The following is a 13,539-nucleotide window of genomic DNA, read 5'->3' as shown; positions in this document are numbered from 1 at the left end:
GGTGTCCGCGGCATGGATGCCGCGGCCAAGCCCCCAGGGATGGGTTCACGGCGTCCCCCGCGAACCCAACCCGCCCCGCCAAGCGAGGCAATAACCCAGAGCCGCTCTTGACGTTGATGTTGCCGTTGCCTGCCGCAGGCAGCGCCCGCGGCCGCCGCCGCAAAGGAAACCCCTTAGATCTTCTTCGCCAGGGCCTCGGCCAGACCCGTGTAGCTGCCGGGGGTCATCTCCAGCAGGCGCTGCTTCGCATCCGCCGGCAGCTCCAGCCCCTGCACGAACGCACGCATCGACTCGGCGGTGATGCCCTGGCCACGGGTCAGCGCCTTCAGCTGCTCATACGGGTTCGGCAGGCCGTGGCGGCGCATCACCGTCTGCACGGCCTCGGCCAGCACTTCCCAGGCCGCGTCCAGATCGGCGTCCAGGCGCTGTGGGTTCACCTCCAGCTTGCCCAGGCCCTTGGCCAGCGAATCCAGCGCCACCTGGCTGTGGCCGAACGCGGTGCCCAGTGCGCGCAGCACGGTGGAATCGGTCAGGTCACGCTGCCAGCGGCTGATCGGCAGCTTCGCGCTGAAGTGCTCGAACAGCGCGTTGGCGATACCGAAGTTGCCTTCCGCATTCTCGAAATCGATCGGATTGACCTTGTGCGGCATCGTCGACGAGCCGACTTCGCCTTCCTTCAGGCGCTGCTTGAAGTAGCCCAGCGAGATGTAGCCCCAGATGTCGCGGGCCAGGTCGATCAGGATGATGTTGGCACGGCGTGCGGCATCGCCGATCTCGGCAACATTGTCGTGCGGTTCGATCTGCGTGGTGTACGGGTTGAACACCAGGCCCAGGCCGGTCACGAAGCGCTCGGCGAAGGCCGGCCAGTCCACGTCCGGGTAGCTGGCCACGTGGGCGTTGTAGTTGCCGACCGCGCCGTTGATCTTGCCGGTCAGCTCGACCGCGGCGATCTGCCTGCGCTGGCGCTCCAGGCGCGCGACCACGTTGGCCAGCTCCTTGCCCAGCGTGGTCGGCGAGGCAGTCTGGCCATGGGTGCGCGACAGCATCGGCTGGCCGGCCTGGGCGTGGGCGAGGTTGCGCAGCGTGGTGGCGATGCCGTCCAGGGTCGGCAGCAGCACCTCGCGGCGGGCCTGTTCCAGCATCAGGCCGTAGCTGAGGTTGTTGATGTCTTCGCTGGTGCAGGCGAAATGCACGAATTCCAGCGCCGGAGCCAGCTCGGCGTCGTCCTTCAGCTGTTCCTTGATGAAGTACTCCACCGCCTTGACGTCATGGTTGGTGGTGCGCTCGATTTCCTTCACGCGCGCGGCCTGGGCCGGGCTGAAGCTGGCGGCCAGGGCGCGCAGGCGGGCGATGGCGGCGTCGGAGAACGGGGCCAGCTCGACGATGCCCGGCTCGGCGGCCAGGGCCAGCAGCCATTCCACCTCGACCACGATGCGGGCCTTGATCAGGCCGTATTCGGAGAAGATCGGGCGCAGGGCGTCGACCTTGCCGGCGTAGCGGCCATCGAGCGGGGACAGGGCGAGCAGGGCGGAATCGGACATGTCGGCAGGGCTGGGACGAGCGGCGGGGGCCATATTCTACGACGTGCCGGTCAGGTAGTGCCGGCCGCTGGCCGGCAAGCCATGGCGGCGTAGGCCGGGCGTGGTTGCCGGCCAGCGGCCGGCACTACCCTTGCGCGCGCAGAACGGCCGTGCAGGTGGAACGATCTGGCCCGCCCTCGTCATCCCATGCTGCGGGCAAGGGAGTATTGTGGCCGCAGCCGCCAGCCCGGGAAGCGACACCCTGCCAGCCGCCGCTTCCCTTTCCCCAACTGAAGTAGTGCGGAGTTGATGCAATGAGCAAAGCTGCAAGCAAGGGTTTCAGAATCGAACACGACAGCATGGGCGAGCTGCAGGTGCCTGCCGATGCCCTGTGGGGCGCGCAGACCCAGCGCGCCGTGCAGAATTTCCCGGTGTCGGGCCAGCGCATGCCGCGCGGTTTCATCCGCGCCCTGGGCCTGGTCAAGGGCGCAGCCGCCGGCGTCAACGCCGAGCTGGGCCACCTGCCGAAGAATGTGGCCAAGGCCATCCAGACCGCTGCTGCCGAAGTGGCCGCCGGCAACTGGGACGCGCAGTTCCCGATCGACGTCTACCAGACGGGTTCGGGCACGTCGTCGAACATGAATGCCAATGAGGTCATCGCCACCCTGGCCAACCGTGCCGGCAAGGCGGGCAAGACCACCGTGCATCCCAATGACCACGTCAACCAGGGGCAGAGCTCCAATGACGTGATTCCGACTGCGCTGCGGGTGTCGGCGGTGCTGGCGACGCACGAGCAGCTGCTGCCGGCGCTGGTGCACCTGCGCAAGACCCTGGACAAGAAGGGCCGCAGCCTGCGCAAGGTGGTCAAGACCGGCCGTACCCACCTGATGGACGCGATGCCGCTCACCTTCGAGCAGGAATTCGGTGCGTGGTCGGCGCAGCTGGCCTCGGCGCAGGAGCGCATCGAAGACAGCCTCAAGCGCGTGCGCCGCCTGCCGCTGGGCGGCACCGCCATCGGCACCGGCATCAATGCCGACCCACGCTTCGGTGCACAGGTGGCCAAGGCGCTGAAGCAGCAGACCGGTTTCAAGTTCGACAGCGCCGAGAACAAGTTCGAAGGTCTGGCCGCGCAGGATGATGCAGTGGAACTGTCGGGCCAGCTCAATGCGCTGGCCGTGGCGCTGATCAAGATCGCCAATGACCTGCGCTGGATGAACGCCGGTCCGCTGGCCGGGCTGGGCGAGATCGAACTGCCGGCACTGCAGCCGGGCAGCTCGATCATGCCAGGCAAGGTCAACCCGGTCATTCCGGAAGCCACGGTGATGGCCTGCGCGCAGGTGATCGGCCACCACACCGCGATCACCGTGGCCGGGCAGACCGGCAACTTCCAGCTCAACGTCACCCTGCCGTTGATCGCGGTGAACCTGCTCGACGGCATCGGCCTGCTGGCCAATGTGTCCAGGCTGCTGGCCGACAGCGCGATCGCAGGGCTGAAGGTGCGCGAGGACCGCGTGGCCGAGGCGCTGGCGCGCAACCCGATCCTGGTCACCGCGCTGAACCCGATCATCGGCTACGAGAAGGCAGCGGCGATTGCCAAGCGTGCCTACAAGGAACAGCGCCCGGTGCTGGACGTGGCGCTGGAAGACAGCGGGCTTGATGAGGCCGAGCTGCGTCGCCTGCTGGACCCGACTGCGCTGACTGCTGGTGGCATCCAGGCTGGCGGTGGTGGCGCCGGCGGTTGATCGGCCGGTTGTAGAGTCGAGCCACGCTCGACTCTACGGAAACGAGAACGCCGCCCTCGGGCGGCGTTTTTCTTCAGCGACGGTCGGCGACGATGTTGCCGAAGGTGTCGGTGTAATCCTTGAACTCGGGGATGCGCTGGATCAGGTCGGCCGGGATCACCTCCATGCCCTCCGGCGGCTGGATCTTCACCGGCTGCATGTTCGGATCGGCCGGTGCGGCCACCAGCGTGTTCTGGCGCAGCACCTGCAGCTTGCCGAACATCGTCTGCAGCATCTGCTTCTGCCCGTCGTCCAGCGGAATCTGGATCTCGTCCACCTTCATCGTGCCGTCGCCGAGGATGATGATGTTCGGTGCCGGCGGGCGGCGCACGGTCACCATGCCTTCGCTGACGGAAATCTTGGGCTTGCCGCGCTCGGCGCGGTGATTGCGGTAATCCTTGTCGCAGCCGACCAGACCCAGGCAGAGCAGGGTGGCCAGCAGCAGGAACAACTTCTTCATGGCGTTCGGTTCGGGGGCATCCGGGGCCCCCATTGTAAGCCCGCCGACAGTGCCCGACCGGCAACGGAAGGCCGCAGCCGGTCGGGTGCGTCGATTTGTCTCAGTTGGAGAACGTGACCGAGTTGTCCTTGCCGCAGTCGTCCACGTCGCTCTGGTCCATCGTCGCGTAGGGCTTGAACGCCGGCAGCTCGCGCGCCAGTGCCTGCTGGCTGGCCAGCATCGCCGGCAGGCGATCGCAGATGCGCTTGGCCTGGGCCTCGATCTTGGCGGCTTCGGCGTTGATGCGCTTCTCCACCCCTTCGCTGTCGCCGCTGAAGATGCCCTTCAGCGCTTCACCGGCGGCGTTGGCGCCGAGCTTGGCGCCGGCCAGCCCGACATCCATGCCCGCCATCGCAACGGCGACCACGTGACCGCGGTACTCCTGCAGGTGGCGGCGCTGGACGTCGTTGGCGGCGACCTCCTTGCCGGCGATCAGCAGGCGGCCATCCGGCGTGATCTCCGCACGCGGCTGCTTGTCGGCCGAGATCTTGATGTTGCCCTGGGCGATGTCCTTGCGGGCATCGTCCATGGCTTCCTTGACGGTCTGGCCGACGCCGCTGGTGGCTTCGGCGACGCTCTTGCCGACGCTCTTGTCGGGGGCGGAGGACGTGCCACCACAGGCGATCAGCGGCAGGCACAGCAGGGTAGCGGGCAGCAGGCGCAACAGGTTCATGATGTTCCCCTGGACGTGTGTGGAAGAGGATTACTTGCTGCGCGGCAGGGTGACCCGGCCGCTGACGTTGCGGTGTTCGATATCGCCGCTGCCGCTGTGATCGACGGTCAGGCTGCCGCGTACGCCGTCCACCTGGATGTCGCCCGAGCCGTGGCTGCGCACATGCACGTTGCCGCCGATATCGGCCAGATCGATGCCACCGGAGCCGACCACGCCGACTTCGACGCTGCCCTGCACGCGCTTGAACTCGATGTCGCCGGAGCCGACCGTATCCAGGCGTGCGTTGCCACGCACATCGGTGATCTTCAGGTCACCCGAACCAACAGTGCCGGTGATGGCATCGCCGCCGATGTTGCGGGCATTGACGTCGCCGGAACCCAGTGACAGCAGATTCAGCGAACTGCCGCCATCGATGTTGAGGTCGCCGGAACCCACTGCAGCGTGGATGCTGCCACGGGTACCGCGGGCCACCGCGTCACCGGAGCCGACGTCCACGCTGAGCGACTGTGCGTTCTCCACGCTGGCGTCACCCGAGCCGACCTTGAACTGCAGCGGCAGGTTGTCCGGCACGCTGCCACGGATATCCAGCCAGGCGTAGCTGTTGCCCAGGCTGATGCCGCTTTGGCGGCCGTCGCGGCGCAGGCTCACCACCAGCTTGTCGCCCACCTTGCGCTGGTCCAGTACCAGCTGGTCCAGCCATTCCTGGCTGGACGCGCAGGCGCGGCCGTCCAGCTGGCCGCCGCCAGCGCTGGCGACCACCTTCAGGTCATGCTGGTTGACCTCGAACACCACCGTCTTGGCACCGGCCACGTCCAGCTTCAGCGCGCGGGCGGCAGTGAACTTGCAGTTCGGAGCATCGGCGGCCAGCGCCGACAACGGCAACAGCAACAACGCAGAACAGGCGAGCAGGGAACGCATGGGTGGTGCCTCCGGGTGGATGGAATCAGATCTCGCCGGCGCGCTTGCGCAGGCGGATGGCGAGGAAGATGAACAGTGCCCCGACGGCCGCACCGATCCACAGCTCCGGCATCGCCAGCGACTTCAGCTGCGAGGCGGGGGACATCAGGCTGACCACCGAATCCAGGTCGCGGCGCGAACCTTCACCTGCGCCGAGGCGGTACAGCAGGTCCATGCCGGGCACGCCGCCCAGCAGCAGGCGGCCGACGATGTTCTGCCAGAACCAGCCGGTGGTCAGGCCGAACAGCGGCATGATCTTGGTGGTGCTGACGATGACGCCGGCAAACAGTGGCAGCATCACCGCCCACAGGAACGGCTTGCTCTTGGCCCAGGCTGAGCACAGCAGCAGCCACCCTGCAGTGGGCAGGGCCCAAAGCGCGTAGACCGGAATCCAGCTCAGGTGGCCAGCGGCCAGGGTCAACGGGCTGGCGGGCCCCCAGATCAGCGCCATCGGGCTGCCACCGTGCATCAGCGCGACGATGCTGATGATCAGCATGAAGCCGAACATGGTGATGATGCCGGCAATCACCGCGATCAGCGGTGCCACGACCAGTGCGCTGATGACCTTGGACAGCACGGTCTGGGTATCCGACAGCGGCAACGACTTCCAGAACAGGATGCTGCGGTCGCGGCGGTCGTCGTACAGTGCGCCGAGGCAATAGAAGAACACCACGAAGGCCAGCACCAGGAACGGCCATGCCGAGCTGAGCACCAGGGTCAGGTCAAGGCCGTTACCGAGGTCGGCAAGGTCCTTGCCGTCGATGTTGCGGGTGAGCAGCGCCAGGTCCAGGCCATTGACGTTCACGCTCTCGCCATCGACATGCAGCGCACCGTTGCGCGCCGCGCGGTTCAGCGCGAACAGGCCGAAGGCGATGCCGACGGTGCTCATCACCAGCGAGATCAGGCCGGCGATCAGCGGGGCATACAGGAAACCGCCGCGGTTTTCCCAGTACTCGCGCTTGAGCAGCCAGCGCAGCGTGCCGAGGGGGCTGACGGGATGGTTGACGGCATTCATGCGTAGGTCCCCTTCATGACGGCGACGAACAGGTCGGCCAGGCCCGGGCTGCGGGTCTCGCCAAGGGTGGAAAGCTGGGCGCGCGGTACGCCGTCGAACAGCATCACGGTCTTGCCGAACGCCAGGCTGCGTTCGTCGATCGGCTTCAGGGCGCGTGCGGTCTCCAGCTGGTCGGCGTTGACCAGCAGTTCGGTGTAACGCTGGCCGACCTCGTCCATTTCCGCATCGAGCACGATGCGGCCATCACGGATGAACATGACGTCGCTGAGGATGTGCTCGATCTCTTCCACCTGGTGGGTGGTGACGATGATGGTCTTCTGCTCGTCGAAGTAGTCTTCCAGCAGGCGCTGGTAGAACTCCTTGCGGTACAGGATGTCCAGGCCCAGGGTGGGCTCGTCCAGTACCAGGATGCGGGCATCGATGGCCATCACCAGGGCCAGGTGCAGCTGCACGATCATGCCCTTGGACAGCTCGCGCACGCGCTGCTTCGGCTGCAGCTTGGTGTTGGCCAGGAAGCGCTCGCAGCGGGCGCGGTCGAAGCGCGGATGCACGCCGGCGACGAAATCGATGGCTTCGCGCACCTTCAGCCAGCGCGGCAGCACGGCGACGTCGGCGATGAAGCAGATGTCGTTCATCAGTTCGTCGCGGTGCAGCCGCGGGTCGCGCCCGAGCACGCTCAACTCACCTTCCACCGAGGTGAGGCCAAGAATGGCCTTCAGCGCGGTGGTCTTGCCGGCGCCATTGGGACCGATCAGGCCGACGATGCGCCCGCTCGGAATGCTGAAGCTGGCACTGTCGAGGGCAACGGTGGACTTGTAGGCCTTGCGCAGGCCGCGGGCGGTGATGACCGGTTCGCTTGCGGTGCTATTCATCAGACTTTCCCCTGGGGCAGCAATTCGTCGAGGCTCAGGCCCAGGCGCTGGATGCGCTCCAGCACGGCCGGCCATTCTTCATTGAGGAAGCGCTCGCGCTCGCTGCTGCGCAGCTGCGTGGCGGCCTGCTCGGTCATGAACATGCCCAGCCCGCGGCGCTTTTCGACCAGGCCTTCGTCGGCCAGTTCCTGGTAAGCGCGCGAAACGGTGATGGGATTCAGCTGGTAATCGGCGGCCACCTGGCGCACCGAAGGCAGGGCATCGCCCGGCTTGAGGATTCCGTCGAGCATCATGGCGATCACGCGCTCCTTCAACTGACGGTAGATGGGAGCGCCGTCGCTCCACTGGATGTCGCTCATATTCAGCTCCGTGGGGTCAGCGGCTGGGCGAACGAGAAATACGGCATGGACAGGGAGCTGTGCAGCCGACGCGGGGGAGGGGGGGAGGGATCGGCGTTCCCGGCCGGTGTAGCGATTGCATCCTGCGCACTGTCGGGCGAGGCGGGGGCGGTGGGCGTGGCCAGCCAGGCCAGCACGATCAGGGTCGAAACAGCAGCGGCCGCGGGTGCGGTGAGGTTGCGACGGATCCGGGCGTTCATGGCTTCCCCCTGTCTCAGGTGACTGGTGTTGTATGCAACTATAACACCGGCACGCCTACGTGCAACCCCTTGCCGTCCCCAACTGATGGCAGGGGTGGTCAAATCGCTGAAATATCCGTTTATCCGATTGATTCGGAAGGGAAATCAGGTTCTGGCGCGGGCCGACCCAGGCGCGCCTTCCATTCAGTGTTGTCCATGCTATGTCATTACTGCGCCGTTGCTGGCGGGTCGTGCAGGAAAGCGCCACGCCGCGCAAAGCCACAGGCGCCCCTTGCAACAAGGGGGAAGGGGGCCCGGTGCTATAGTTCGGCCGACTCCGGCCGCTACCGGCCGGCCCTGTGAATGGCCACCGCGGACTGCTCTCGATGCCCTTGCCGACCGTTATGCCGCGCCGCCTGCGCGGCCTGTCCCTGCTGACCCTGCTGGTAGCCGGCCTGGCCGGTTCCACCCACGTGCTGGCGGCCGATCTTCTCGACCTCGACTACCGCCCGCTGGCCAGCAAGCAGCAGGTCAACCTGCAGCAGCGCTACCACGGACAGGTGCTGCTGGTGGTCAATACCGCAAGCAAGTGCGGCTATACCCCTCAGTACGAAGGCTTGGAGGCGCTGCAGAAGCGCTATGCCGGCCGAGGTTTTGCCGTGCTCGGCTTCCCGTCCAACGATTTCAAGGGCCAGGAGCCCGGTGACGAGAAGCAGATCCAGGATTTCTGCACGCTCACCTACGGGGTCAAGTTCCCGATGTTCGAGAAGGTGCACGTGGTCGGTGCGGAGGCGACGCCGCTCTATCAACGGTTGACCGCGGCCACCGGCGTGGCACCGGGCTGGAATTTCCACAAGTACCTGGTCGGCCGCGATGGCAAGGTCATCGCCCAGTTCGCCAGCAAGGTGACGCCGGATGATCCGCAGCTGACTGCGGCCATCGACAAGGCGCTGGCCGCAGCGGCCGCACATTGATATCCGGCACGGATGCCTCGACATCGACGGCATGCGTGCGACAATGCTTCTTTTCGCGCCGACGTCGGCGCCCAGACACTTCCAGGAATGCAGCGAATGAAGATGGGAATGCGCGGCGCCGCGGCGTCGGTTCTGATTCTGGCGATGGGCACTTCAGGTGTCGCTCTGTCGCAACAATCGGCTGCCCCCGCAGCCGCCAAGGAGACCGCAACCTTGAATTCCCCCAAGCAGAAGCTCGGCTACGCCATCGGCCTGGACGTGGCCAAGTCGTTCACCCCGATCGCCGATGAGATCGACGTGGCCGCGCTGCGCACCGCCGTGGAGCGTTCGTTCGAAGGCCTGCAGCCGCAGATCACCCAGGAACAGGCCAAGGCCACCGACGCGGCCCTGCGCCAGGTCGTGATGGCCCGCAGCGGCCAGCAGGTGCCGGGCATGGCGCCGGGTTCGCAGCCGCCGAAGGTCGACCGCGTCAAGGTGTCGCAGATGATCGGTTCCTACTCTGTGGGCCCGTCGCTGGCGCAGCTGAAGGACGACATCGATGTTGCCTCGCTGTTTGACGCGATCAGCACCGGCCTGACCAAGGGCCAGCCGAAGATGACGGAAGCTGACGCGACCGCCACCATCCAGGCCTTCATGGGCAGCAAGCAGGCTGAAATGCAGGCCAAGGCTGCCGCTGCTGCGCAGACCAACCGCGAAGAAGGCAATGCCTTCCTGGCCAAGAACAAGACCCAGCCGGGCGTCGTGACGACGGCCTCGGGCCTGCAGTACCAGGTCATCCGCCCGGGTAGCGGCGAGCGCCCGCTGCCGAGCAGCAAGGTGCGCGTGAACTATGAAGGCAAGCTGCTCAACGGCACCGTGTTCGACAGCTCCTATGGTCGTCAGCCGGCCGAGTTCGGCCTGGACCAGGTGATCAAGGGCTGGACCGAGGGCGTTGCGCTGATGCCGGTCGGTTCGAAGTACCGCTTCTGGATCCCGGGCAATCTGGCTTATGGCGAGAACGGTACGCCGGGTGGCCCGATCGGCCCGAACGCGACTCTGACGTTCGACGTCGAGCTGCTGGGCGTCCTGCCGTAAGCCACCACGGAGCCTGCACGGACATGCGCGTTGCGATTTTCGGTACCGGTTATGTAGGTCTGGTGACCGGTACCTGCCTGGCCGATGTCGGTCATCAGGTGGTCTGCGTCGATATCGACCAGGCCAAGGTGGATGGCCTCAACCAGGGCATCATCCCGATCTATGAGCCCGGCCTGGAGCCGATGGTGAAGGCCAACCACGCCGCGTCGCGGCTGGCATTCACCACCGATGCCGCGTCCGCGATCGCGCATGGCCAGGTGGTGTTCATCGCCGTCGGCACGCCGCCGGACGAGGACGGCAGCGCTGACCTGCAGTACGTACTGGCCGTGGCCCGTACCATTGGCCGGCACATGAGCGTGCCGACCGTGGTGGTCAACAAGTCGACGGTGCCGGTGGGCACCGCCGACAAGGTGCGTGCGGCCATTGCTGAAGAACTTGCCGCGCGTGGCGCGGATATCACCTTTGACGTGGTGTCCAACCCGGAATTCCTGAAGGAAGGCGACGCGGTCGCCGACTGCATGCGCCCGGACCGCATCATCATTGGTGCGACCAGCGAGGAGTCGGTCGCGGTGATGCGTCGTCTGTATGCGCCGTTCAACCGCAACCACGACCGCGTGGTGGAAATGGACGTGCGCTCGGCCGAGCTGACCAAGTACGCGGCGAACGCGATGCTGGCGACCAAGATTTCGTTCATGAACGAAATCGCGAACATCGCCGAGCGCGTCGGTGCCGACGTCGAGCAGGTCCGCCAGGGTATCGGCTCGGACCCGCGCATCGGCTGGCACTTCATCTACCCGGGCGCCGGCTATGGTGGCTCCTGCTTCCCCAAGGACGTGCAGGCGCTGGCCCGCACCGCCCAGCAGCATGGTCTTGAGCCGAAGCTGCTGAACGCGGTGGAAGCGGTCAACGATGCGCAGAAGGGCCACCTGTTCGCCCTCATCCAGCGTCATTACGACAAGGGCGAGGACGAAGGCGTGCGCGGCAGGACCTTTGCCGTGTGGGGCCTGGCCTTCAAGCCGAACACCGACGACATGCGTGAAGCCTCCAGCCGTCGCCTGCTGGCGCAGCTGTGGGAGGGCGGTGCCACGGTGCGTGCCTACGACCCGGAAGCGATGCATGAATCGCAGCGCATCTTCGGCGAGCGCGATGACCTGGTGTTCTGCAGCAGTGCTGATGAGGCCCTCGAAGGGGCCGACGCGCTGGTGGTGGTCACCGAGTGGAAGCAGTTCCGCAGCCCCGACTTCCAGAAGCTGCGCGAGCAGCTGAAGGACGCGGCGGTGTTCGATGGGCGCAATCTGTACGATCCTGCCGAAGTGGAAGCTGCCGGCCTGGCGTACTACGGCATTGGCCGGGGGCGTTCGCTGCATGTCTGACCTGCTGCCGACCGAACGGGAGCAGGCGCTGGAAGCGCGCCTGGTCGAACTGGAAATGCGCGTGTCCTTCCAGGAACAGGCGCTTGCCGAATTGAGCGATGCGCTGGCCGATGCCCGCATGCAGGGCATGCGCAACGCCGACGTGCTGCGTGTGCTGCTGGAGGACCTGGGCAAGGTCCGCAACGCACTGAATTCTTCCGATCCGGCGAGCGAACCACCGCCGCCGCACTACTGATCCGAATCCTATGAGCGATACCCTCCGCGACCAGCTGATGGGCCTGGGCTTCAAGCCCGCGCCCAAGCCCGAGCGCAAGAATGATGGCCCCCGCCGTGATGGCCGCCCGCAGGGCAAGGGTGGCAACGGCAATGGAAAGCCGCAGGGCGCTGGCAAGGGCGAGCACAAGCCCGGCGAGCGTCGCGGGCATGGCCACGGTGGCCCGGGCAGGCCCGGCCAGTCGCGTGGCCCGGGCCAGCAGGGCCCGCGCAAGCCGCGCAGCGCCGAAGAGATGGATCTGGCCAAGGCCTATGCCATCCGTGCGCAGCGTGAGAAGGAAGAGCGCATCGAGACCGAGCGCCTGAAGCAGGAAGAAGCACGCGTGCGCCGCGAGGCGAAGGCCAAGCTGGAAGAACTGCTGAAGGACAAGGGCCTGAACTCCGAGGCGGCTGATATCGCTCGCCACTTCCCGTATGGCGGCAAGATCAAGCGCATCTACGTGACCGCCGAACAGCTGACCGCGCTCAATGCCGGTGAGCTGGGCGTGGTCCAGCTCAATGGCCGTTACCTGCTGGTGACCGCCGAAGTGCTGGCACAGTCCGAAGCGGTGTTTGCCGCATCGGTGGCACTGAAGGTCGACCCGAACGCGCCGGCCGAGGAAGATCCCTACGCGGACCCGCAGTACCAGGTACCGGACGACCTGGTCTGGTAACTGCACCTGCTGCACGATGAAAACGCCGGGCATTGCCCGGCGTTTTCGTTACCGGACGCGCGCAGTGCTGTGGCGTGCACGGATCAACGGCAGGCTCAGCGCGAAGAAGCACAGCAGTGCGCCGACCAGAGCGAATCCGCTACCTGCGAGGAAGGCCGTGCGTCCCTCGTCGATCTTCCACAATTGGCCGGCGATGAGCGCGCCCAGCACGCCGCCGACACCGGACGAGAAACCGTACAGCAGGCCCTGGCCATGGCCATTGAGGCGTCCGGGGAAGTAGATCGCCAGCATCTGCATCGCCGCGGCGAAGAACGCGGCAAAGCCCAGCGCGTGCGCGGTCTGCGCCAGCAGCATCACCGGCAGGTTTTCCGGGTACAGTGCGGTCACGGCCCAGCGCAGGCAGGAACTGACCAGTGCGATCAGCAGCATCCAGCTGGCGTCATAGCGGCGGAAGAAGCGGCCGATGGTGAAGAACACGCCCACTTCGAACACCACGCCGATGGTCCAGAGCAGGCCGAGCGTGGATGTGCGATAGCCATGGTGGTCCATGTAGACCGAGAAGAAGGTGTAGTACGGGCCGAACGAGAGCTGCTCCATGAAAGCGGCCAGGAAGAACGCCAGCACCGGCGGGCGGCGCACGATCTGCCAGAAGCCGCTGGCATCGCCGCCGGTCCTGCCGATGTCGCGTGCGTAGTGGTTGCTGAAGGCCGAGGCGACCAGCAGGACGAACAGCGGCAGCATCATCCAGGGCAGCAGCCCGGCGCGGCCGGCGGTGCCGTCACCTTCGATCAGCCAGCCGAACAGGGTGACGATGGCGATGAACCCAAGCGAACCCCAGACCCGGATCAGGCCGTAGCGATGGCTGTCGCTGCCGAGATGGGTGAGGGTGATCGACTCGAACTGCGGCATCACCGCGTTGTAGAAGAAGCAGAACACGATCATCGCCGGATACATCCACGGCTGCGGCAGAGGCAGCAGGAATGCGGCGAAGCTGATCAGGGTCAGTACGCAGCCGATGCGCAACAGTCGGATCGGCCGCGGTGAGGTGGCTGCCAGCGAGGTCCAGGCACTGGGTGCAACCACGCGTGTGGCATACCACAGCCCCATCATCACGCTGATGGCGGTCACGCTCATCCCGCGTGCAGTGAGGAACAGGCTCCAGTACGGAGTGAACGCGCCCAGCGCCGCGTAATAGAACAGGTAGAAGCTGGAAAGACGGGCAACGGGAACGGTCATCGCGGAATGATGAAGCAAAAAGGGGACGGAGGGGATTAAGTCGTTTGAGGCACAAACGACTT

At 66.1% G+C, this 13,539-nt stretch carries 15 protein-coding genes; 6 read left to right on the top strand and 9 right to left on the bottom strand.

What is annotated here, in order from left to right; translation table 11 throughout:
- Nucleotides 1-173: 173 nt before the first annotated feature.
- Nucleotides 174-1,541: an adenylosuccinate lyase gene (gene purB / locus AC5P7E_RS00825; protein ID WP_111193528.1), complete on the bottom strand. Its 1,368-nt coding sequence runs from the start codon at nt 1,539-1,541 to the stop codon at nt 174-176.
- A 293-nt stretch (nt 1,542-1,834) separates the two neighbouring features.
- Between purB and AC5P7E_RS00820 the strand changes: the two genes are divergently transcribed.
- On the top strand, nt 1,835-3,262 hold the full coding sequence (locus AC5P7E_RS00820) for a class II fumarate hydratase (protein ID WP_012480781.1): 1,428 nt from the start codon (nt 1,835-1,837) through the stop codon (nt 3,260-3,262).
- Nucleotides 3,263-3,335: 73 nt separating this feature from the next.
- Here the strand turns inward: AC5P7E_RS00820 and AC5P7E_RS00815 are convergent, their stop codons facing one another.
- The 7 genes from AC5P7E_RS00815 to AC5P7E_RS00785 all read right to left on the bottom strand — a co-directional run bounded on the left by AC5P7E_RS00815 (nt 3,336) and on the right by AC5P7E_RS00785 (nt 7,915).
- On the bottom strand, nt 3,336-3,761 hold the full coding sequence (locus tag AC5P7E_RS00815) for a hypothetical protein (RefSeq protein WP_005413932.1): 426 nt from the start codon (nt 3,759-3,761) through the stop codon (nt 3,336-3,338).
- Between the two features lie 100 nt (nt 3,762-3,861).
- Nucleotides 3,862-4,473, bottom strand: coding sequence for a YggN family protein (locus AC5P7E_RS00810; RefSeq protein ID WP_005413931.1), 612 nt, complete (start codon nt 4,471-4,473; stop codon nt 3,862-3,864).
- A 30-nt stretch (nt 4,474-4,503) separates the two neighbouring features.
- Nucleotides 4,504-5,391 (bottom strand): GIN domain-containing protein, encoded by an 888-nt coding sequence (locus tag AC5P7E_RS00805; RefSeq protein ID WP_005410264.1) that lies wholly within the window; start codon nt 5,389-5,391, stop codon nt 4,504-4,506.
- A 25-nt stretch (nt 5,392-5,416) separates the two neighbouring features.
- Nucleotides 5,417-6,445: an ABC-2 transporter permease gene (locus AC5P7E_RS00800; RefSeq protein ID WP_005410263.1), complete on the bottom strand. Its 1,029-nt coding sequence runs from the start codon at nt 6,443-6,445 to the stop codon at nt 5,417-5,419.
- The gene (locus AC5P7E_RS00795; RefSeq protein WP_005410262.1) at nt 6,442-7,317 is read right to left on the bottom strand and encodes an ABC transporter ATP-binding protein; all 876 of its coding nucleotides are present in this window, start codon (nt 7,315-7,317) and stop codon (nt 6,442-6,444) included. Before AC5P7E_RS00795 ends, AC5P7E_RS00800 begins: the two co-directional genes overlap by 4 nt.
- Nucleotides 7,317-7,676: a GntR family transcriptional regulator gene (locus AC5P7E_RS00790; RefSeq protein ID WP_005410261.1), complete on the bottom strand. Its 360-nt coding sequence runs from the start codon at nt 7,674-7,676 to the stop codon at nt 7,317-7,319. The genes AC5P7E_RS00795 and AC5P7E_RS00790 overlap by 1 nt, the downstream gene beginning before the upstream one ends.
- A gap of 2 nt (nt 7,677-7,678) precedes the next feature.
- Complete coding sequence (locus AC5P7E_RS00785) at nt 7,679-7,915, bottom strand: hypothetical protein (protein WP_005413929.1); 237 nt, start codon at nt 7,913-7,915, stop codon at nt 7,679-7,681.
- A 365-nt stretch (nt 7,916-8,280) separates the two neighbouring features.
- On the opposite strand from AC5P7E_RS00785, the gene AC5P7E_RS00780 reads away from it, so the two are divergent.
- From AC5P7E_RS00780 to AC5P7E_RS00760, 5 genes are all read left to right on the top strand, one after another.
- The gene (locus AC5P7E_RS00780; RefSeq protein WP_032966917.1) at nt 8,281-8,868 is read left to right on the top strand and encodes a glutathione peroxidase; all 588 of its coding nucleotides are present in this window, start codon (nt 8,281-8,283) and stop codon (nt 8,866-8,868) included.
- A 96-nt stretch (nt 8,869-8,964) separates the two neighbouring features.
- A complete protein-coding gene (locus tag AC5P7E_RS00775; protein ID WP_005413927.1) occupies nt 8,965-9,942 on the top strand; it encodes an FKBP-type peptidyl-prolyl cis-trans isomerase in 978 nt (325 codons plus the stop codon).
- A 23-nt stretch (nt 9,943-9,965) separates the two neighbouring features.
- A complete protein-coding gene (locus tag AC5P7E_RS00770) occupies nt 9,966-11,315 on the top strand; it encodes a UDP-glucose dehydrogenase family protein (RefSeq protein ID WP_005410257.1) in 1,350 nt (449 codons plus the stop codon).
- Nucleotides 11,308-11,550, top strand: a complete 243-nt coding sequence (locus tag AC5P7E_RS00765; protein ID WP_005410256.1) for a SlyX family protein — start codon at nt 11,308-11,310, stop codon at nt 11,548-11,550. The genes AC5P7E_RS00770 and AC5P7E_RS00765 overlap by 8 nt, the downstream gene beginning before the upstream one ends.
- A gap of 10 nt (nt 11,551-11,560) precedes the next feature.
- Entirely contained in the window at nt 11,561-12,241 is a 681-nt protein-coding gene (locus tag AC5P7E_RS00760) for a DUF2058 domain-containing protein (protein ID WP_005410255.1), read from the top strand.
- Nucleotides 12,242-12,289: 48 nt separating this feature from the next.
- Here AC5P7E_RS00760 and AC5P7E_RS00755 read toward each other — a convergent pair whose 3' ends face one another.
- Nucleotides 12,290-13,477, bottom strand: a complete 1,188-nt coding sequence (locus AC5P7E_RS00755) for an MFS transporter (protein WP_024957246.1) — start codon at nt 13,475-13,477, stop codon at nt 12,290-12,292.
- Nucleotides 13,478-13,539 lie beyond the last annotated feature (62 nt).

Source organism: Stenotrophomonas sp. YJH_SMC_25 (assembly GCF_059369595.1).
This window is presented reverse-complemented; position numbering and strand designations above follow the sequence as displayed.

Excerpts from the sequence above, each read along its gene's own strand:
- AC5P7E_RS00795 (WP_005410262.1), bottom strand. The coding sequence starts at position 7,317 with ATGAATAGCACCGCAAGCGAACCGGTCATCACCGCCCGCGGCCTGCGC.
- AC5P7E_RS00770 (WP_005410257.1), top strand. The coding sequence starts at position 9,966 with ATGCGCGTTGCGATTTTCGGTACCGGTTATGTAGGTCTGGTGACCGGT.
- AC5P7E_RS00800 (WP_005410263.1), bottom strand. The coding sequence starts at position 6,445 with ATGAATGCCGTCAACCATCCCGTCAGCCCCCTCGGCACGCTGCGCTGG.
- AC5P7E_RS00765 (WP_005410256.1), top strand. The coding sequence starts at position 11,308 with ATGTCTGACCTGCTGCCGACCGAACGGGAGCAGGCGCTGGAAGCGCGC.
- AC5P7E_RS00790 (WP_005410261.1), bottom strand. The coding sequence starts at position 7,676 with ATGAGCGACATCCAGTGGAGCGACGGCGCTCCCATCTACCGTCAGTTG.
- purB (WP_111193528.1), bottom strand. The coding sequence starts at position 1,541 with ATGTCCGATTCCGCCCTGCTCGCCCTGTCCCCGCTCGATGGCCGCTAC.
- AC5P7E_RS00775 (WP_005413927.1), top strand. The coding sequence starts at position 8,965 with ATGAAGATGGGAATGCGCGGCGCCGCGGCGTCGGTTCTGATTCTGGCG.
- AC5P7E_RS00810 (WP_005413931.1), bottom strand. The coding sequence starts at position 4,473 with ATGAACCTGTTGCGCCTGCTGCCCGCTACCCTGCTGTGCCTGCCGCTG.
- AC5P7E_RS00780 (WP_032966917.1), top strand. The coding sequence starts at position 8,281 with ATGCCCTTGCCGACCGTTATGCCGCGCCGCCTGCGCGGCCTGTCCCTG.
- AC5P7E_RS00785 (WP_005413929.1), bottom strand. The coding sequence starts at position 7,915 with ATGAACGCCCGGATCCGTCGCAACCTCACCGCACCCGCGGCCGCTGCT.
- AC5P7E_RS00755 (WP_024957246.1), bottom strand. The coding sequence starts at position 13,477 with ATGACCGTTCCCGTTGCCCGTCTTTCCAGCTTCTACCTGTTCTATTAC.
- AC5P7E_RS00760 (WP_005410255.1), top strand. The coding sequence starts at position 11,561 with ATGAGCGATACCCTCCGCGACCAGCTGATGGGCCTGGGCTTCAAGCCC.
- AC5P7E_RS00805 (WP_005410264.1), bottom strand. The coding sequence starts at position 5,391 with ATGCGTTCCCTGCTCGCCTGTTCTGCGTTGTTGCTGTTGCCGTTGTCG.
- AC5P7E_RS00815 (WP_005413932.1), bottom strand. The coding sequence starts at position 3,761 with ATGAAGAAGTTGTTCCTGCTGCTGGCCACCCTGCTCTGCCTGGGTCTG.
- AC5P7E_RS00820 (WP_012480781.1), top strand. The coding sequence starts at position 1,835 with ATGAGCAAAGCTGCAAGCAAGGGTTTCAGAATCGAACACGACAGCATG.